Raw genomic sequence first — 20,348 nt, 5'->3', positions numbered from 1 at the left:
ATGAAAAAAGAAAGAGTAGACGTGCTACTTGTTCAACAGGGTATTTTTGATACAAGAGAAAAAGCCAAAAGAGCCGTAATGGCCGGCGAAGTTTTAGGTAAAAACGAAGAACGTTTGGATAAACCAGGTGTTAAGATTCCTGAAGACACAAAGTTGCATTTAAAAGGAAAACCAATGCCATACGTTAGTCGAGGTGGCCTAAAGCTTGAAAAAGCCTTGAAAGTATTTAATCTTGATGTTAAAGATAAGACTGTTTTAGATATCGGTTCATCCACTGGTGGATTTACTGATGTGATGTTACAAAATGGTGCTAAAAAAAGTTATGCTTTGGATGTTGGTAGTAACCAACTTGTATGGAAGCTACGTGAAGATCCAAGAGTTGTTGTGATGGAACACACCAACTTTAGATACTCAAAGCTAGATGATTTTACTGAAGGTCAACCAGAATTTGCTTCAATTGATGTTTCTTTCATTTCACTTCACTTGATTTTGCCACCACTAAAAGATATTCTTGTTAAAAACGGCCATGTTGCGGCGTTAATTAAGCCACAATTTGAAGCCGGAAGAGATAAAATCGGTAAGCACGGTATTGTCAGAGACCACGCCGTTCATGCCGAAGTTTTAGAAGACATTATAAAATTTGCCGTTAGCGCTGGTTACTCAGTTGAAGGATTAGACTTCTCACCAATCAAGGGTGGCGAAGGAAACATTGAATTCCTAGTAGACTTAAAGTCTGTTGACAATCCTTCAATTAATCCAGATATTTCGATTGAAGATACTATCAAACGAGCTGACGAACTAAAGTAATGAAAGGGAGTCTTTTGATTGCTTGAAAACCTATCAATTAGCGATTTTGCGATTATCGACCATTTGGAAATCGATTTTTCCAATGGTATGACTGTTTTAACTGGTGAAACTGGTGCTGGTAAGTCAATTATTATCGATGCCGTTGGCCTATTAGCCGGTGGCAGAGGTTCACAAAACTTTATCAGAACGGGCAGTAATAAGTTATTAATTCAAGGATTATTTGTGTTTCCAGAAGATGGTCTAACATACAAAGTGTTGGATGATATGGGAATAGATCATAGTGATAATAGCGTCATTTTACAAAGAGAAATCTATAGAAATGGTCGCAATATTTGTCGTGTCAATGGGATGCTTGTAAATACCACAATGCTAAAGAAAATTGGTGAGACAATCGTTGATATCCATGGTCAAAATGAACATCAAGAATTAATGCAACCAGAAAGACACGTTCATTTACTTGATGAATTTGGTCATAAACAAATTGGCGATACTTTAGCTAAGTACCAGGAAACTTTTGATCATTACCAACAATTAAAAGCATCAATTAAAGAAAAACGTGGTAATGAAAAAGAATGGTCACAACGACTTGATATGTTGGAATTTCAGGAAAATGAAATTAGCAATGCTCATCTAGAAGTTGGCGAAGAAGAAGAATTAGTCAGCCAAAGAGACCATTTGCTTAACTACCAAAAAATTGTTGATGCCTTAAACATGAGTTTTAGTGCCATTAACGGTGATGAAACATTTAATCCTTTAGATGTGATTGGTGAAGCTAAGAATTCAATGGAATCAATTGAAGAAGTTGACCCTCAATTTAGAGAAATTTCTGACAACATCAAAAATGCCTTTTACTTATTACAAGATGCTTCTGACAATATTTCTGATCAAATGGACCTACAAGAATTTGACCAAGGTCGTTTAGAAGAAATCGAAGAAAGATTGAACGTCATCTACGGTTTAAAGCGTAAGTATGGTGATTCAATCGAACAAATCCTAAAGCATTACGATAATGTTGTTAAGGAACTTTCCACCATGCAAGCTGATCAAACTACTGGTGAAGATTTAAACGAACAATACGAATCAACCGTAAACAAGTTAAGTGATTTAGCTGATGAATTGAACACAGATCGTCACGCTGTTGCAACTAAGCTAGAAGAAGCAGTTCATGACCAGCTATCTGACCTATACATGGCTAAGACCGAGTTTAAAGTTAACTTCGAAAAGTTACCAATCGGTGAATTTCACAGATACGGCACAGAACGTGTTGAATTCTATATGAGAACTAATCCAGGAGAAGCAATGTTGCCACTATCAAAGATTGCTTCCGGTGGTGAACTATCTAGAATTATGTTGGCACTAAAGACTTTATTCACTAATATGCAAGGTGTCACTTCAATTATTTTCGATGAAGTAGATACCGGTGTTTCCGGTAGAGTTGCTCAAGCAATCGCCGAAAAAATCAGTAAAATTGCGCAAAAATCTCAAGTTCTATGTATTACGCATTTACCACAGGTTGCTGCAATGTCTGATCATCATTACTTTATTGAAAAGAAGATTGATAAGAATCGCACTAAGACAAGTATCATCAAGTTATCAGTTCAAAAACGTGTAGATGAACTTGCTAGAATGTTATCTGGTACAACGGTCACTGATTTAACACTTCAACATGCTAACGAATTATTAAAGTTAGCAGATGAAACCAAAAAATAAATTTGAAAAAATCAGTAAAATAGGCCATAATGGTAGTATTATAAAATTTTGAGGGGTTTTAAAATGGCAAAAAGAGGAATGCTAATTGTTCTTTCAGGACCTTCTGGTGTTGGTAAAGGTACTGTTAGAAAAGCATTGTTTAACGAACCAGACGTTGATTTCAAGTACTCAATTTCAATGACTACTAGAAGTCCTCGTGAAGGTGAAGTAAACGGTAAAGACTATTTCTTTGTTAGTAAAGAAGAATTCGAAGACCATATCAAAAATGGTGAAATGCTAGAATATGCAAAGTACGTTGACAATTACTATGGAACTCCATTGAACTATGTTAATAAGACTTTGGATGAAGGTCATGACGTATTCTTAGAAATCGAAGTTAATGGTGCAATGCAGGTTAGAGCTAATTGCCCAGAAGCAGTATTTGTATTTCTAACCCCACCTGATTTAGTTGTGCTAAAGAATCGTTTAATTGGTCGTGGAACTGATGATATGGACGTTATCGACAAGCGTATCAAGACAGCTGTTTCTGAAATTAAGATGATGAGAAACTATGACTATGCTGTATTAAACGACAAAGTTGAAAATGCTGTAGATAGAATTAAGACTATCGTTAACAGCGAAAGACTAAAAGTTAACCGCGTAATGCCGGATTATCTATCAATGTTAGGAGAAGAAGACTAATGCTATTATATCCATCTGTTGACAAACTACTTGAAAGAGTTGATTCAAGATACTCATTAATCATGCTAGCAAGTAAGAGAGCTCATGATATTGATGCTGGATCACCATTATTATTAGACTCATACAAATCTAGAAAATCTGTTGGTAAGGCTTTCGAAGAAATCGTTGCCGGCAAGGTTGAACTAACTAGAGATAACAAATAATAAATAAATTAACCCTTTGCAGCAATGCAAGGGTTTTTATTTTGATTTTTTGATACAATATAGGTAATAAGTTCTTAAGATATGGGAGGTTTGATTAGTGAATAATAAAAAAATAGCACTATATGTTACTGGTAGTATTGCCGCATATAAGTCATTAACCTTAGCGCGATTATTAGTTAAAAATGGAAACGATGTCAGAGTCGTTATGAGCGGTGGTGCACAACAATTCGTTACACCATTGGCTTTTCAAACTTTGACTAAAAACTTTGTTTTCACTGATACTTTTGACGAAAAGGATGCTAATGAAATCACCCATATTGATATTGCAACATGGGCTGATATTTCAATTGTTGCTCCAGCCACAGCAAACACGATTGCTAAGTTGGCTAATGGGATTGGTGACGAAGCAGTTACTACGACACTGCTTGCAACACCTTCTACAAAAGTGATTGTTCCAGCAATGAACAATAACATGTGGGATAATCCTGCAACCCAAAGAAATATTCAACGAATCGAGGCTGATGGTTGTAAAATTATCTATCCAACTTCAGGATTCTTAGCTGAAGGATACGAAGCCAAGGGTAGAATGATTGAACCTGAAGAGATTATCGAAAGACTTGAAATGATGGTCGAACAAGATAATCGATTAGCGGGCAAGAAGATGATTGTCACAGCTGGTGGAACAAGAGAAGCCATTGATCCGGTTAGATACATTAGTAATAATTCATCAGGTAAGATGGGCTATGCGATTGCTAGAGCTGCCATGAATGCCGGAGCTGACGTGACTTTAATTTCATCTTCAGAAACTCAACATATCAACGGTAATGTGAACGTTGTCAATGTTAATTCTGCTAGTGAAATGAAGAGTGCAATCGAAGATAACTTCAGTGATGCTGATGTTTTAGTAATGGCCGCAGCTGTTTCTGACTACACACCAGCGAAATATTCAGAACAAAAAATCAAGAAAAATGGTGATGAATTAGACATTCATTTGGTAAAAACACCTGATATTTTAAAGGAATTATCAAAGATAAAGGATGAACAATTTGTTGTCGGTTTTGCTGCAGAAACCCAAAACCTATTGGATAACGCCAAACAAAAACTAGCCAAGAAAAAGTTAAACTTATTGTTAGCAAATGATGTTAGCAACAAGGCAATTGGATTTAACAGCGATAATAACCAAGTTTCATTTATCGATGAAACCGGGGTATTTAAGAAAAGCGATGTAGAAAGTAAGGATAAAATTGCTAATGAATTGATTGATATCATTAGTGAAAGAATCGATTAAATTAAAGGGGGAGTTAGATTGAATTTAGCAAAAGTAATTGTTGATGTGCCAACAATGCAAACTAACGAACCATATACTTACTTAGTGCCAGATGAGCTAAACGATAAACTTCAAAAAGGGATGCGTGTCATTGTTCCGTTTGGAAATGGTGGCCGTAAAATTCAGGGAATCGTTTGGGATATCGACAATAATGGAACTTTTGACGGTGAATTAAAGGAAATTTCAGGACTATTGGATTTGGATCCGGTATTGAATACTGAATTACTGGACATGTCTAAATGGATGGCAGAAAAGACCTATTCCTTTCAAATTAGTTGTATTTTAACGATGCTCCCAAGCGTAATGAGAGCGAAGTATCAAAAACAACTATTATTAAATGATTCAAGTGAAATCGACGACGATATTTTAGCCATTTTTGGTGATGATACTGTCGTTGATTTTGACGTGGATGAATACCCAGCAGCAGTATTAAAGAAGATTATTCAATATCGTAAAGAAAACAAACTTTCTGTTGAATACAAGGTTTCAGATGGTGCCAAGGCTAAAAAGATTTATGCCATTAAACCGAACTTAACAACTGAGCAAGCAAAAGAAGAGTCAACTAAGGTCCGTAAGAACTCAAAGAACCTGATTAAAATTCTAGATTTTATCATCAACCATAATGATAAAGAGATTGCTCAACGTAAGTTGGTTCATGACTTTGATATTCCTGAAGCTGCGATTAAAAGTGCGGTGGATAAGGGATGGTTTACTAGGTTCTTGCAAGAGGAATACCGTAATCCATACCAAGGTAAAGTTGGCACAAACAAACCATTACAGTTAAACGACGATCAACAAAGTGCAGTCGATAGAATCAGTGCAGCAACCAAGCGCAACCAGGATACTGTCTTTTTATTAGAGGGTGTTACGGGTTCTGGAAAGACTGAAGTATATCTTCAATCAATCCAAAAAGCACTTGAGTTAGGCAAGACTGCTTTAATGTTGGTCCCTGAAATTTCGTTAACTCCTCAGATGGTAAAAAGAGTTAAGGGTCGATTTGGTAATCGAGTAGCGATGTTACATAGTGGTTTGTCAAATGGTGAAAAGTACGATGAATGGCGCAGAGTTAACAATGGTGAAGCTGATGTGGTCGTTGGAGCACGTTCTGCCATCTTTGCTCCGCTAGATAATATCGGTATCATCATCATGGATGAAGAACATGAAGCTAGTTATAAGCAAGATGATTCGCCTCGATACCATACAAGAGACGTTGCCAAGTGGCGAGCAAGTTTTCACAACTGTCCGTTAGTTTTAGGTAGTGCCACTCCTTCATTGGAATCAAGAGCAAGAGCTACTAAGGGCGTATATCAACTAATCAAACTTCCACACAGAATCAATAACCAATCCTTACCTGAGGTTAGGGTTATTGACATGAAGGAAGAGGTTAAAAATAGCGGTCAAGAAGATTTTTCATCTGAATTGCTATCAGCGATTAACAATCGTTTACAAAAACACGAACAGATTGTGTTGATGTTAAACCGCAGGGGATACTCATCATTTGTGATGTGTCGTAGTTGTGGTTTCGTATTGCATTGTCCAAACTGTGATATCTCACTTACGCTACACATGGATTCAAGAACGATGAAGTGTCACTACTGTGGTCACGAGGAACCAATTCCTAACAAGTGTAAAAACTGTGGTAGTAAAAAGATCAGATACTACGGTACTGGAACTCAAAAGGTCCAAGAAAAACTTCAATCATTAGTACCCAATGCTCGCATCTTAAGAATGGATGTTGATACCACAAGAAGAAAAGGTTCACACGAACGCATCTTACAAAGGTTTGGTAACGGTGAAGCCGACATCTTACTTGGAACTCAAATGATTGCGAAGGGTTTGGACTTTCCTAACGTTACACTTGTCGGTGTTTTGAATGCCGACACTTCCCTTGATTTACCTGATTTCCGTTCTAGTGAAAGAACATTTAACTTGTTAACTCAGGTGAGTGGACGTGCTGGTCGTGCAGAGAAAAAAGGATTGGTTTATATTCAAACCTTTAATCCGGATCACTATGCAATTAGGCTAGCGCAAAGACAGGACTATGAATTGTTCTATCGTAAGGAAATGAATGTTAGACATCAAACTAACTATCCACCTTACTTTTTCACTGTTAAGATATCAGCTTCCGATGTCAACGAAGCTAAGGCAGCTGCTAAGATGTACGAAATTGCTAAGATTTTAAAGGCGAAGCTAAGTGACCAAGCGATTATGTTAGGACCATCACCTAGTTCAATCTTAAAATTAAAGAATAAGTACTACTATCAAATTATTATTAAGTATAAAAACGAACCAAATATGAAACCATGTTTGGAATATATATTGAATCATTATCAAAAGGATGCTCAAAAGGGACTATATGTAAACATAGACCCTGATCCTTTGAACTTTATGTAAGGATGTAGATAAAATGAAAAAAGTTGTATTTATGGGAACTCCATCATTTGCAGTTCCTGTATTAAAAGGTTTAGTGGAAAGTGACGACTATGATGTACAAGCAGTCGTGACCCAACCAGATCGACCTTTTGGAAGAAAAAGAGTATCAAAACCATCACCAGTAAAGGAAGCTGCACAGGAATTATCAATTCCAGTGCTTCAACCTGAAAAAATTAGTGGTAGTGATGAAATGGCTAAGATTATAGAAATTAATCCTGATTTCATTATCACCGCTGCTTTTGGTCAATTCTTACCTGAAAAGCTATTGAATGCTGCAAAGATTGCCGCAGTTAACGTTCACGGTTCATTGTTACCAAAATACCGCGGTGGTGCACCCGTTCAATATTCATTGATAAATGGTGATAAGCAAACAGGAATTTCAATCATGTACATGGTTAAGAAGATGGATGCTGGGGATGTATTATCTCAACAAGCATTGGATATTCAAACAGATGATGATACCCAATCATTATTTGATAAATTAAGTATCATTGGTCGTGATTTACTTCTTGAAACATTGCCAAAGGTGGCTGCTGGGGATGTTAACCCAACTCCACAAGATGAAGATAAGGTGGTATTTTCACCAAACATCACTAGAGAACAAGAAGAATTAGACTTTGCTAAGTCTGCCTTTCTAGTTGATCGCAAGATTAGAGCACTACGTCCATCACCAAATGCATTTGCCATGATGTTAGGCAAACGTACTAAGTTTTGGAGTGCTAAACCTTTAGATGAAACCACTGACTTAAAACCTGGCCAAGTGGTTGAAAAGACAAAGAAAGCTTTGAAGATTGCCTGTGGAGACGGAACTGTGCTACAACTTTTGGAAATCCAACCTTCAGGTAAACCAAAACAACCAATCAACGCCTTCTTAAATGGTGCTGGCCAATCAATTCAACAAGGAGATATGGTGATAGAAGATGTCAAGTAACCCTAGATTACTGGCTGTAAAGACGCTTAGTAAAATTTCAAATGGAGCATACTCCAACCTACAACTAAACCAAGTCATTGAAAATAGTGACTTAAGCAGTCGTGATATCGCATTGCTTACCAACATTGTTTATGGTGTTATCCAACATCGTTTAACATTGGAATACCAATTAAATCACTTCCTAAAAAATGCCAATAAGGTTGATGATTGGGTGAAGGAATTATTGTATTCTGCAATTTATCAAATGGAATACTTAGATAAAATTCCTACCAGAGCCGTTTTTAATGAAACCATTAAGATTGCTAAGAAAATGGGCCATGATGGAATTAGACGCTTAGTTACCGGTGTTCTTCATCAAATTGAAAGAAAGGGATTACCTGACTTTTCTGATATCGATGATCCAATTAAGAAACTTTCAATTGAATACAGTATTTCTGAATGGATGATTGAAGAGTTGAACAAGCAAGTGGGTGAAGAAAAGACACTTTCCATCCTAAAGAGTATTAATCAACCTTCAAAGCAGTCAGTACGTTTTAATTCTAAGTTAATCAGTAAGCAATCATTGTCAGATAAATTAAAAGCTGATGGTTATGGCGTGCAAAACAGTAAGCTGGTTGAATCAGGACTAATCTTAACCAAGAAGTCTGCTAGTTACAGTGATACTTTTAAGAATGGTCAAATGACAATTCAAGACGAAAGCGCAATGTTACCAGTGGAATCCATGGATATTAAAGAATCTGATGTAATCTTAGATGCTTGTTCAGCACCTGGTGGAAAGACCACGCAAATTGCAGAACATCTATCTAAAGAAGCTGGTGGCCACGTTGAAGCATTGGACTTGCACAATAATCGTTTGAAACAAGTGCAAAAGAATGCTAAACGACTAGGCGTTAGTGATGTTTTATCCACTCAAGCATGTGATGCTAGAAAGCTTGATGATTTATATGATGATGAAACATTCAACCAAATTTTAATTGATGCACCATGTTCAGGAATTGGTTTGATTAGAAGAAAACCAGAAATTAGATACGAAAAGAAGATGGAAGATGTTAAAAAGTTAGCATCCATCCAATTGGATATCTTAACTTCTGCGGCCAAAAAACTTAAAAAAGGTGGTAAGCTAGTCTACAGTACTTGTACCATCTTAAATCAAGAAAATTCAGACGTGATTGCTGAATTCTTAAAACAAAATCCTGATTTTAAACGTGTTGATCCAGTTTCCAAAATGGGTATTCCGCTAAATGATGGTTACATTCGAATCTACCCAGATGACTACGATTCAGATGGATTCTTCGTATGTAATTTAATAAAAAATGGTGGTGAATAGAAATGGAAGTTGCTGCTAATTCTGTTATTGGTAAACAAAGAATTAGTAATGAAGATTATGTTGGCTATTTTAAAAATCAACAGGGCGCTTTGATTGCAATCCTAGCCGATGGAGTTGGGGGAAGCAATGGTGGTGAAATTGCTGCTTCAACAGCGGTTGATTTTATTGGACAAGCTTTTCAAAATCATCATATTAGTTCAATTATCGATACTAAAGCATGGCTATCTCAAACGATTAGCGATGTAAATAATAAGATTGTTGAAATGGGAATTAAAGATGAAAGTTTAAGTAAAATGGCAACCACTGTTGTTGTCGCATTGTTCTTTGGAAATCAATATCTATTAACCCATCTGGGCGATAGTCGTTGTTATCTATTAAGAAGTAGTCAGCTTAAGCAACTTACCGTTGATCATTCATACATTAACTTTTTAATTGAAAAAGGCGAAGTTAAAGATGGAGAAAACGTTGATTCCAATTTACAAAACGTAATTGTAAAGGGATTAGGTGTTTCTTCGGATGCAGATGTCGACATCTCAAACATTCAGTTTAGACCAGGTGATCAACTGCTATTATGTAGTGATGGGTTAACCAAAATGGTTAGTGATGAGACAATCTCAAAAATTTTAAACATGCGATTAAGTGAAAAACAAAAGATTGATCGTTTAATTGATACTGCCAATGATAATGGTGGAAAAGATAACATTTCCGCTATTTTAATCGATGATTTAGGTTAGGAGTGATCGTTTATGGAAAAAGGATACGTTTTAAATGACCGCTACAAAATCATCGATAAGATTGGTGAAGGTGGGATGGTTAATGTTTATCTTTCATATGATATGAAGGAAAACCGTCTTGTCACTATTAAGATTATTCGAATTGATTTTCAGGGTAGTCAAAAAGCTAAACGTCATTTTAAGTATGAAAAATTAGCTATTAATAAATTAAACAGTAAGCATATTGCCCAGGTATACGACTTGAATCAATCAGGTGATTTACAGTATCTGGTAACCGAATACGTTGATGGACAGGACTTAAAAAATTACATTCAAAAGCACTATCCAATCAGTATTGATAAAGTTATTGCAATCATGACGCAACTAATTGATGCGGTTTATGAAGCTCATAGTCATGGAATTATTCATCGTGATTTAAAGCCACAGAACGTGTTAATTGATAAGAAAGGTGTCGTTAAGGTCACAGACTTTGGGATTGCCTTAATTGAAAGTCAAAATGCATTAACTCAAACCAATGCAGTTGTTGGTTCAATTCACTATATTTCACCTGAACAAGCATTGGGAAAGAAGGTTACTACCCAATCGGATGTTTATTCATTGGGAATTATCTTGTACGAATTACTCACAGGGAAGGTTCCTTTTGATGGTGATTCACCAGTAAACATTGCAATGAAGCATACTAAGGAAAACTTGCCTTCGATAATTGAACAAAATAGTCTAGTGACACAAGCGCTAGAAAATGTTGTGATTAAGGCAACTGCTAAAAAATTATCGGATCGTTACAGTTCTGTTTTAGACATGAAGGAAGACCTGCTTACTTCAATGAGTAAAGAAAGAATGGATGAAGCTAAATTACACTTCATGATTCCGAAGACTGAAATTGATGATGGTGAAACCAAGGTCTTGGACCTAAAGGATCTAAACAAATATCATGATCATCATGTAGATGAAGAACATGAATATAAGGATAAATATCGTATCTTTAAATTACTTACATTAATTGTGATACTATTTGCCTTTATTTCGGGAATATTTTTATTCTTTAACTTTACTTTCTTCACTCGAGTAACGGTACCAAACGTTTCAAACATGTCGATTAGTAAAGCTACGAAGGTTTTAAAGAAGTCCCACTTAATCGTCAGCAAGGTAAAATACACTTATAACACTGACGTTGCTGTTAATAAGGTAATTGGTACCGATCCAGCCAAGGGAACCAAGATGATTAACCATTCAGGAATCGTCTTGAAGGTTTCTGGTGGCTATAAGAAGGTCAAGATGGATAATTACCTAGGTGATTCAGTCGATTCTGCTGAACATTCATTGACAACAATGGGATTCACGGTGAAGAAGTCATACAGTTATGACACTTCATTTAAGTCGGATACCATTCTTAGCCAAAGCATTCGTCCTGGAACTTTGGTGGAACCACATAACACAACAATTAACCTGGTAGTGGCAGTTAACACTAGAAATTTTAAGTTGGTTAATCTCATTGGTAAGACCGAAGAACAGGCAAGAAACTATGCGAAGGAAAACCATTTAAACGTTAAGGTTTTCTACGAAAATTCTAAGAGTCAACCTGCCGGAAAAGTCTACCAACAAAGTCCATCAACTGGTTTATTGTTAAGTTACGGAGACGAGGTAGAACTTTGGGTATCGAAGGGAAGCTCTGATAATCAAAATCTAAGAAGAAGCGTTAACGTATCGGTAAAATTACCTTATAAAAAGGTTGATAGCAGTGGTCTAAATAAGATCACAATCTATTCTAATAAGGATGGCGGTAACGAAAAATTTTATCGAACCGTCTATATAAATAAAGATACAACCATCAGCATTCCTTACAGTTTGAAGAAAAATCAAAAACCACAATATCGAATTTATCGAAATGGTGATTTGATAATGAAGTAATGCAAGGTATAATAAAAATAGTAAATAAATTAACGAGGTGATACATTGGCTGAAGGAAAAATTTTCCAATCCCTAAGTGGATTCTATGATATTATTAGTGACGGAAAGATATACCGAACAAGAGCTAGAGGTAACTTTAGAAAAAGAAAAATAACTCCTTTAGTTGGTGATGACGTCGAGTTTGAATCCAGTTCACAAAAAGAAGGATACTTATTAAAGATTTTTGACCGTAAAAATTCATTGGTGAGACCTCCAATTGCAAACATTGATCAAGCCGTAGTTGTTACTTCCGCTGTTCAGCCAGATTTTTCATATAACTTGTTAGACCGTCAATTAGTTGCGGTTGAAATTAACAAAATTACACCAATCATCTACTTTACTAAGACTGATTTATTAGATGATAAACAGTTCGAGTACTTTAAAGGTGTTAAGAAAGTTTATGAACAAGCTGGATATAAGGTTATCCTTCCTAGCAACAGCGAGGATAAAACTGAATCAGTTAATGAAATTAAATCATTGTTTGAAAATAAAGAAACTGTCTTTATGGGTCAAACTGGGGCAGGTAAATCAACATTGTTGAATCAAATCTCTCCAGATTTAAACTTAGCAACTGGTGAAATTTCCATGGCATTAAACCGTGGTAAACATACAACTAGAAAAGTCAGCTTTATTCAAATTAATAATGGATTAGTAGCTGATACACCTGGTTTCTCATCTTACGAAGCTTTTGATATCAGACCTGAGGAACTAAGGGATTACTTTCCTGAATTCAGAGCAAATGCTGATAGATGTAAATTCAGGGGATGTGTTCACATCAACGAACCTGGTTGTGCAATCAAGGCAATGTTAGATGAAGATGAACTATCACATGAACGCTATCATGATTATGTTCAGTTATATGATTTATTAAAGAATAAAAAACCAATTTACAATAAAAAGAAATGAGGAATTAATAATGATTAAAGTAGCACCATCAATCTTAAGTGCAGATTATTTAAACCTACAAAGAGATATTGAAAAAGTTGAAAAGGACGCAGAACTATTACATATTGATGTAATGGACGGTTCATTTGTTCCAGCAATTTCATACGGTCCAAACTGGGTTCCACAAATCAGAAAGATTTCTAACTTAGTATTAGATGTTCACTTAATGGTAGTTAACCCTGAAAGATTCGTTGACGAATTTGCAGACAAGGGTGCTGACATTATTGGTGTGCATGTTGAAGCAACTCCACATATTCACCGTGCTTTACAAATGATTAAGAACAAGGGTGTTAAGGCTGAAGTAGTAATCAACCCAGGTACTCCCGTAGAAGCTATCAAACCAGTACTATACATGGTTAACCAAGTTCTAGTAATGACTGTTAACCCTGGTTTTGGTGGTCAAAAGTTCCTAGACGAAACTGTTAAGAAGATCAAGCAATTAGACGACATCAAGAAGGCTGAAGGATACGACTTTGACATCGAAATTGATGGTGGAGTTAACAACGAAACTGTTCAAGCTGCTGCCAAAGCTGGTGCAACTGTTGCAGTTGCTGGTTCATACGTATTCGGTGCTGAAAATCCTGCTGAAAGAATTCAAGCAATTAAGGACGCTACTAAATAATTATGAAAACGATCAATTTATTAGTCGGTGGGCCAACGGATTTATGGCCTGATAGTTTAAGACAAGGCAAAATCGATGGCGATTGGATTGGAGTCGATCGAGGAAACGTGTGGTTAGTTCAAATGGGAATTAAACCACTAATTTCAATTGGTGATTTTGATTCAATGGATCAATCTGAATTTGAAATTATTTCAAACAACGTTTCTGACATTCGAACCTATAATCCTGATAAAGACTATACTGATACCCAACTAGCATTAAAGATTGCATCCGATGAATTAAAGGCGGATGTCATTAATATCTTTGGTGCCACTGGTGGTAGAATTGATCACTTTATTTCTAACTACTTATTGGCGACTGAACCTAAATTTAGGGATATCGTTGAAAAAATTAGAATTATTGATAAACAAAATGTAATTCAATACTTTACTCCGGGACAACATGAAATTACAAAGATTGATATGATGCATTACTTAGCGTTTATTCCAATGAATGCAATGCACTTATCAATTCATGATGCGGTATATAAACTCGATAACTACTATGTTGAAAGACCGTTTGCTTATTCCAGTAATCAATTCGATGGTGATAAATGTCACTTCGATTTTGATGATGGGGTATTATGTGTGATCCAAAGTAAAGATGCATAGAAAAAAGAGAACTGATTATATCAGTTCTCTTTTTTGTTATTTAGGGTATAAAAAAAGTCTGACATTAAGAGTCAGACTTAAATATTGTTAGGCACGAGTAACTTTACCTGATTTTAGAGTACGGGCACTAACCCAAACTTTCTTAGGCTTTCCATCTACAAGGATACGAACCTTTTGTAGATTTGGCTTCCAGCTACGACGTGAAGAATTCAAAGCATGGGAACGTTTGTTACCATAATGAGTTCTTTTACCATTAATAAAATCTTTAGCCATTGGTAAATTCCTCCTTTAATTGATTTCTAGTCAAAAGCGTTGCTTTTATTACATCTCACTCTAATAATTTAGCATATTGAAGCCTGTTTTGCAATGCTTTTCTTTCAAGTGAATATACTTGACAGCCTTCGCTATTCATTATATCAATACTTTAGCTTTTTTTAAACATGTGGTAATATTATATTACGAATATATTAAGAAATCTATCTTTTAAGGAGGCTATTGTGATGGCCGTAAAAATGAGAACTGATTATGGATTAATTGATATTGATAACAATGTAATTGCCACCGTAGTTGGTGGAGCTGCTACTGATAACTACGGAGTTGTTGGTATGGCAAGTAAAAATCAAATTCGAGACAATGTAAACGATATTTTGAAAAAAGATAACTATTCCCGTGGAGTTGTGGTTACACAACAAGACAATGATGTTGCAATTGAAGTAAATATCATTGTTAGCTACGGTACTAAAATTTCAGAAGTATGTAAAAATGTTCAAAGCAAGGTTAAGTACAATTTGGAATCTATGCTTGGCATTAGTGCTAGTTCTGTTAATGTCGTTGTTCAAGGTGTAAGAGTTCTAGACTAAAAGGAGGTTCATTTTTGTGTCTATTTCAAATATAGATAGATCAAAATTTGATCAAATGGTGCAAGCCGCTGCTACTACCCTTAATAATAATGCAGAATTTATAAACTCACTTAATGTTTTCCCAGTTCCAGATGGTGATACTGGTACTAATATGAGTATGTCTTTCCAAAGTGGGGCAGATTACGTTAGTCGTGATACTAGTGAATCTGTTGGAGAATTAGCTCAATCATTAGCTAAAGGGCTATTAATGGGAGCAAGAGGTAACTCTGGAGTTATCTTGTCACAAATTTTTAGAGGTTTCTCAAAGTCTGTTGCTGAAAAGGATAACCTTTCTGCTCAAGACATCGTAGAAGCTTTTAAAAACAGTGAAAAAACAGCGTATGGTTCAGTTATGAAACCAACTGAAGGAACAATTCTAACAGTTATTAGAGGGATTTCTGAAGCAGGTCAAAGTGCAACCACAAACGACCTAGCTGAATTATTTGATATTTTAGCTGATGCTGCTGAACAAGCTCTTCAATCAACACCTGATTTGTTACCAGTATTGAAACAAGTTGGTGTTGTTGATTCAGGTGGACAAGGTTTAGTTTTCGTTGTTAAAGCATTTAGTGATGTTCTAAATGGACGAGAAATTGAAGCTAGCCATCAACCAAATACTGGTGAAATGGATCAAATGATTGATGCAAGTCATGAACAAAGTCATGAAAGTGCACAAGGTAAGTTAAACCCAGACGACATTAAGTTTGGATACTGTACCCAAATCATGGTTAGAATTGGTCGCGGTAAGGAAGTTGAATACGACTTTGACTACGATAAGTTCTATGATCATTTAGCCGGTTTAGGTGACTCATTACTAGTTGTTAATGATGATGAAATTGTTAAGGTCCATGTTCATACTGAACAACCTGGTGAAGTTATTTCATGGGGACAAAAGTTCGGTGACTTAGCCAACGTTAAGATTGATAATATGCGTCTACAACAAGAAACAATTATTGAAAAAGACGATGAAGCTAAGAAAGAAACCAATTCAGAACCAAAAGAAACAGCAATTATTGCTGTCGCTTCTGGTGACGGAATTGGTGAACTATTTACCAGTCTAGGTGTTACTGATGTTATCAAGGGTGGTCAAACCATGAACCCAAGTACTCAAGACATTCTAGATGCTATTAATAATAGCAATGCTAAGAAAGCAATTATTCTTCCAAATAACGGTAATATCTTTATGGCTGCTCAACAAGCTGCTGACGTTGCCGAAATTCCAGTTGAAATTGTTCACGCAAAGACAATTCAACAAGGTTTAACAACAATGCTTTCTTTCAATCCTGATGCTAGTCTAGATGATAACGTATCTGAAATGGAAGATATGTTAGACACTGTAGTCAGTGGAGATGTTACTAACGCTGTTAGAGACACCGAAATTGATGGTGTTAAAATCAAGAAAGACGATTACATGGGAATTATCGATGGTAAGATTAAGGTTGTTAAAGACGACTTAAATGAAACTACTATCGATATGATTAAGGAAATGCTTGATGAAGATAGTGAAGTTGTAACCATTATCTATGGTGAAGGCATGACACAAGATCAAGCTGATGAACTAGCTGAACAAGTTGAATCAATTGATGATGACTTAGAAGTTGAAGTTCATCCGGGAGGACAACCAGTCTACCCATACTTAATTTCTGTTGAATAAAATGTCGGAGTTTTCTCCGATTTTTTTATTACATAAGTAAAATGAGGTGATATGTTGAAAGATTTAAACGATAGTGTGTCCGTTTTAAAGGGTGTTGGTCCTAAAAAGGTCGAAGCTTTGGATGAATTGGGTATCGATACTATATATGATTTATTGACATATTACCCATTTAGATATGATGATTTTCAAGTCAAAGACTTATCGCAAATTGAAGACCAAGAAAAGGTAACGATTAAGGGTAAGATTGCAGCTGATCCAGTGGTTGCACACTTTGGTCGGAAAAGAAATCTATTGAACATAAGACTATTGGTTGATAACGACGTCGTAAAGGTTACATTTTTTAATCAACCATGGTTAAAGAAACAGCTTCCGGTTGGCAAGGAAGTTCTTATATACGGTCGTTTTGATAAGGCCAAGGCGTCATTATCTGGAATCAAGATTTTATCTTCGGTTGATGGTAATGAAATGAATCCAATTTATCCCGCTAACAAGCATATTCGTCAAAAGACAATCAGTGATTTGGTGAAGCTGGCGTTTGATGAATACAAAGATGTAATTGATGATGTCGTTCCAGAAGACATCATTGAAAAATATAAATTGGAATCACAAAAACAAGTTATTCAGGATATGCATTTCCCCAATGATACAAAGGATGCATACCTAGCTAGAAGAACTGCGAAGTTTAATGAGTTTTTCTTATTTCAAATGCGTTTGCAAGCATTAAAGAGTGAAGAACAAAAGGATGCTGGTTTAGCCATTAAGTTTAACCAAGCTGACATGGATGCTTTTATTAACCAACTTCCATTTTCATTAACAAATGCACAACAGCGTGTGGTAAATGAAATTCAAAACGATTTATCATCGACTCGTCAGATGAACCGTTTGCTTCAAGGGGATGTAGGTTCTGGTAAAACAATTGTGGCTGCATTAGCAATTTTGGCATGTATTGATGGCGGATATCAGGCGGCCTTAATGGCACCGACCGAAATATTGGCTGAACAACATGCTAATAAGCTAGCAACACTCTTTAAAGATACAAAAGTGAATGTTGCGTTGTTAACTGGTGATACGAAACCGGCTGCCAGAAAAGAACTTTTACCAAGAATTAAGTCTGGTGAAATTAACTTGGTTATTGGAACCCATGCCTTGATTCAAGATAGCGTTGAATACAAGAACTTAGGATTAGCCATTATCGATGAACAACATCGTTTTGGTGTAAACCAACGTGCTAAGTTAAGACAGAAAAACGATGGAACTAACGTTTTAGCGATGACGGCAACGCCAATCCCTAGAACTTTAGCCATTACTTCATATGGCGAAATGGATGTTTCAATTATTGACGAACTACCTAATGGTCGCCAACCGGTTAAAACGGCGTGGATCAAGGAGGGCCAATTTAAGAATTCTGTTGGTTTTATCAAAGAAAGATTGAATGCCGGAGAACAGATTTACGTGGTAACGCCATTGGTTGAGGAATCGGAAGCTGTTGATATGAAGAATGCCATCAACATCTATGAAAATTTTAAGAATATGTTTGAACCAGAATTCAAAGTTGGTCTACTTCATGGTAGAATGAAAGATGAAGATAAAAATTTGGTGATGACAGAATTTAAAAACAATGAGTTTCAAATTTTGGTCTCTACGACAGTTATTGAAGTAGGTGTGGACGTTAGTAATGCCACTATGATGATCGTATTTAATGCTGATCATTTTGGATTGGCTCAGTTACATCAATTACGAGGTCGAGTTGGAAGAGGAAGTAGTCAGTCATACTGTTTATTAGTATCTGATCCCAAAACTGAGACAGGTGTTAAACGAATGAACGTCATGGTTGAAAGTAACGATGGTTTCGTTATATCGCAAAAGGACCTAGAACTTAGAGGACCTGGTGATATCATGGGGAAAGCACAATCTGGTCTTCCTGATTTTAAGGTAGGAGATCCGGTTGCAGATTTAACGATGCTAAGTGTTGCTCAACAAGAGGCAATTCAGATTGTAAGTACAAATGATTGGCAAAACAATCCAATGTATAGTAAATTATATAGTTACGTTCACCAAAAAAATAATAAGAAAATGTTTGATTAAAGGAGTTTTATAAATGAAAATCGCAATTGATGCCATGGGTGGAGACAACGCCCCATTAGAAGTTGTTAAAGGGGTAGAAATGGCAAGAGACCAATATCCTGATATTGAATTCAAGTTATTCGGTCAAATCGATAAGGTTAAACCATTAATTCAAAACGAAGAAAGAATTGAATTAGTTCAATCTGACGAAATTATCGAAATGGGTGAAGAACCTGTTAAGGCTGTTATGAAGAAGAAAAACTCAAGTCTAGACATGGCTGCTCAAGCTGTTAAAGATAAAGAAGCAGACGCATTCTTCTCAGCTGGTAACACTGGTGCTATCCTAGCTGCTGGTCTATTCATCATTGGTAGAATTAAGGGAATTGATCGTCCAGGTCTTGCAACCACATTACCAATCGTAAATGATGAAGATCATGATAACTTCGTTATGCTAGATGTTGGTGCTAACGCTGAATCAAAACTATTCAACCTATACCAATACGCATTTATGGGTAAGTACTATGCTGAAACTGTTAGACATATTGAAAACCCACGTATCGGTTTATTAAACAACGGTACTGAAGCAGATAAAGGTGACTCATTACATAAGGCAGCTAACGAAATGCTATCTAAGGATGAAAACCTAAACTTCATTGGTAACGTTGAATCACGTGAATTATTAAATGGTGCTGCTGATGTTGTTGTTACTGATGGTTTCACTGGTAACGCCGCATTGAAGGCAATCGAAGGAACTGCACTTTCATTACTTACTCTAATCAAGGGTGAAATCATGTCTGGTGGCGTTAAGTCAAAAGTTGGTGCTTTAATGCTTAAGCCAACATTCAAGAAGATTGCTAAGGAAATGGATTACTCACAATATGGTGGTGCCGTATTAATGGGTACTAAGGCTCCTGTTGTTAAGGCTCATGGTAGTAGTGAAGCTGTTACAATCAAGAACACTATTTTCCAAATTAAGACAATGATTGATAATAAGACTATTGATGACGTTGTTGAATACTTTGATAAGCATGCTGATGATATGCAACAAATCAAACAAAACGCCAAAAATAACTAAAAATCTGTTATAATTAGAATTATCAATTACGATTTTAAGGAGATAGATTATGACAAAAGAAGAAGTATTTAACAAAATTGCTGATATGGTTGCTGATCAATTCAGTATTGATAGAGATACCATTAAAGGTGATTTAAACTTTCAAAATGATTTAGACGCTGATTCAATTGATTTTGTTGAGTTTGTATTATCTCTAGAAAGTACTTTTGGTACTGATATCTCAGATGAAGATGCAGAAAACATTAAGACTATTGATGAAGCTGTAGACTACGTTATGTCTAACGCTGATAACAAATAATTAAAAAGGCGATTACTCAATAGTAATCGTCTTTTGTTGTA

General features: G+C 35.9%; 19 protein-coding genes. 18 read left to right on the top strand and 1 reads right to left on the bottom strand.

Going from position 1 to position 20,348, the window contains the following annotated elements; all coding sequences use genetic code 11:
* The 13 genes from RZ55_RS03485 to RZ55_RS03425 all read left to right on the top strand — a co-directional run bounded on the left by RZ55_RS03485 (window position 1) and on the right by RZ55_RS03425 (window position 14,317).
* Window positions 1-807 (top strand): TlyA family RNA methyltransferase, encoded by an 807-nt coding sequence (locus tag RZ55_RS03485; RefSeq protein ID WP_034531067.1) that lies wholly within the window; start codon window positions 1-3, stop codon window positions 805-807.
* 18 nt (window positions 808-825) lie between these two features.
* A complete protein-coding gene (gene recN / locus RZ55_RS03480; protein ID WP_057175802.1) occupies window positions 826-2,517 on the top strand; it encodes a DNA repair protein RecN in 1,692 nt (563 codons plus the stop codon).
* Window positions 2,518-2,580: 63 nt separating this feature from the next.
* Window positions 2,581-3,198 (top strand): guanylate kinase, encoded by a 618-nt coding sequence (gene gmk, locus RZ55_RS03475; protein ID WP_034531069.1) that lies wholly within the window; start codon window positions 2,581-2,583, stop codon window positions 3,196-3,198.
* Window positions 3,198-3,401 (top strand): DNA-directed RNA polymerase subunit omega, encoded by a 204-nt coding sequence (gene rpoZ / locus RZ55_RS03470; protein WP_041152297.1) that lies wholly within the window; start codon window positions 3,198-3,200, stop codon window positions 3,399-3,401. Before gmk ends, rpoZ begins: the two co-directional genes overlap by 1 nt.
* Before the next feature lie 97 nt (window positions 3,402-3,498).
* On the top strand, window positions 3,499-4,689 hold the full coding sequence (gene coaBC, locus RZ55_RS03465; RefSeq protein WP_057175801.1) for a bifunctional phosphopantothenoylcysteine decarboxylase/phosphopantothenate--cysteine ligase CoaBC: 1,191 nt from the start codon (window positions 3,499-3,501) through the stop codon (window positions 4,687-4,689).
* Between the two features lie 18 nt (window positions 4,690-4,707).
* Entirely contained in the window at window positions 4,708-7,122 is a 2,415-nt protein-coding gene (priA, locus tag RZ55_RS03460; RefSeq protein ID WP_081034501.1) for a primosomal protein N', read from the top strand.
* A 13-nt stretch (window positions 7,123-7,135) separates the two neighbouring features.
* On the top strand, window positions 7,136-8,092 hold the full coding sequence (fmt, locus tag RZ55_RS03455; RefSeq protein WP_057175800.1) for a methionyl-tRNA formyltransferase: 957 nt from the start codon (window positions 7,136-7,138) through the stop codon (window positions 8,090-8,092).
* Window positions 8,082-9,419 (top strand): 16S rRNA (cytosine(967)-C(5))-methyltransferase RsmB, encoded by a 1,338-nt coding sequence (gene rsmB / locus RZ55_RS03450; RefSeq protein WP_054483407.1) that lies wholly within the window; start codon window positions 8,082-8,084, stop codon window positions 9,417-9,419. The genes fmt and rsmB overlap by 11 nt, the downstream gene beginning before the upstream one ends.
* A 2-nt stretch (window positions 9,420-9,421) precedes the next feature.
* A complete protein-coding gene (locus RZ55_RS03445; RefSeq protein ID WP_057175799.1) occupies window positions 9,422-10,153 on the top strand; it encodes a Stp1/IreP family PP2C-type Ser/Thr phosphatase in 732 nt (243 codons plus the stop codon).
* Between the two features lie 12 nt (window positions 10,154-10,165).
* Entirely contained in the window at window positions 10,166-12,061 is a 1,896-nt protein-coding gene (gene pknB, locus RZ55_RS03440) for a Stk1 family PASTA domain-containing Ser/Thr kinase (RefSeq protein WP_057175798.1), read from the top strand.
* A 45-nt stretch (window positions 12,062-12,106) separates the two neighbouring features.
* Window positions 12,107-13,006: a ribosome small subunit-dependent GTPase A gene (rsgA, locus tag RZ55_RS03435; protein ID WP_057175797.1), complete on the top strand. Its 900-nt coding sequence runs from the start codon at window positions 12,107-12,109 to the stop codon at window positions 13,004-13,006.
* A gap of 10 nt (window positions 13,007-13,016) precedes the next feature.
* The gene (rpe, locus tag RZ55_RS03430) at window positions 13,017-13,667 is read left to right on the top strand and encodes a ribulose-phosphate 3-epimerase (RefSeq protein ID WP_057175796.1); all 651 of its coding nucleotides are present in this window, start codon (window positions 13,017-13,019) and stop codon (window positions 13,665-13,667) included.
* Window positions 13,668-13,669: 2 nt separating this feature from the next.
* The gene (locus tag RZ55_RS03425; RefSeq protein WP_054483401.1) at window positions 13,670-14,317 is read left to right on the top strand and encodes a thiamine diphosphokinase; all 648 of its coding nucleotides are present in this window, start codon (window positions 13,670-13,672) and stop codon (window positions 14,315-14,317) included.
* A gap of 87 nt (window positions 14,318-14,404) precedes the next feature.
* On the opposite strand, the gene rpmB is transcribed toward RZ55_RS03425, so the two are convergent.
* Window positions 14,405-14,590, bottom strand: a complete 186-nt coding sequence (rpmB, locus tag RZ55_RS03420; protein WP_034531080.1) for a 50S ribosomal protein L28 — start codon at window positions 14,588-14,590, stop codon at window positions 14,405-14,407.
* A 227-nt stretch (window positions 14,591-14,817) separates the two neighbouring features.
* Between rpmB and RZ55_RS03415 the strand changes: the two genes are divergently transcribed.
* Genes RZ55_RS03415 through acpP form a run of 5 tightly spaced genes read left to right on the top strand, consistent with a single transcriptional unit; the run spans window position 14,818 to window position 20,307 of the window.
* Window positions 14,818-15,177, top strand: a complete 360-nt coding sequence (locus RZ55_RS03415; protein WP_034531081.1) for an Asp23/Gls24 family envelope stress response protein — start codon at window positions 14,818-14,820, stop codon at window positions 15,175-15,177.
* Between the two features lie 16 nt (window positions 15,178-15,193).
* Window positions 15,194-16,870, top strand: coding sequence for a DAK2 domain-containing protein (locus tag RZ55_RS03410; protein ID WP_057175795.1), 1,677 nt, complete (start codon window positions 15,194-15,196; stop codon window positions 16,868-16,870).
* Window positions 16,871-16,921: 51 nt separating this feature from the next.
* A complete protein-coding gene (gene recG, locus RZ55_RS03405) occupies window positions 16,922-18,955 on the top strand; it encodes an ATP-dependent DNA helicase RecG (RefSeq protein ID WP_057175794.1) in 2,034 nt (677 codons plus the stop codon).
* A 13-nt stretch (window positions 18,956-18,968) separates the two neighbouring features.
* A complete protein-coding gene (gene plsX, locus RZ55_RS03400; RefSeq protein WP_034533528.1) occupies window positions 18,969-20,009 on the top strand; it encodes a phosphate acyltransferase PlsX in 1,041 nt (346 codons plus the stop codon).
* Window positions 20,010-20,058: 49 nt separating this feature from the next.
* Window positions 20,059-20,307 carry an acyl carrier protein gene (gene acpP, locus RZ55_RS03395; RefSeq protein WP_034531085.1) on the top strand — a complete coding sequence of 83 codons (249 nt, stop codon included), beginning with the start codon at window positions 20,059-20,061 and terminating at the stop codon, window positions 20,305-20,307.
* The last annotated feature ends 41 nt before the right edge of the window (window positions 20,308-20,348 follow it).

This window comes from Apilactobacillus kunkeei (assembly GCF_001421115.1).
GTDB lineage: Bacteria > Bacillota > Bacilli > Lactobacillales > Lactobacillaceae > Apilactobacillus > Apilactobacillus kunkeei_F.
Note: the sequence above shows the minus strand (reverse complement) of the source record. Positions and strands in the feature narration are given on the sequence as shown.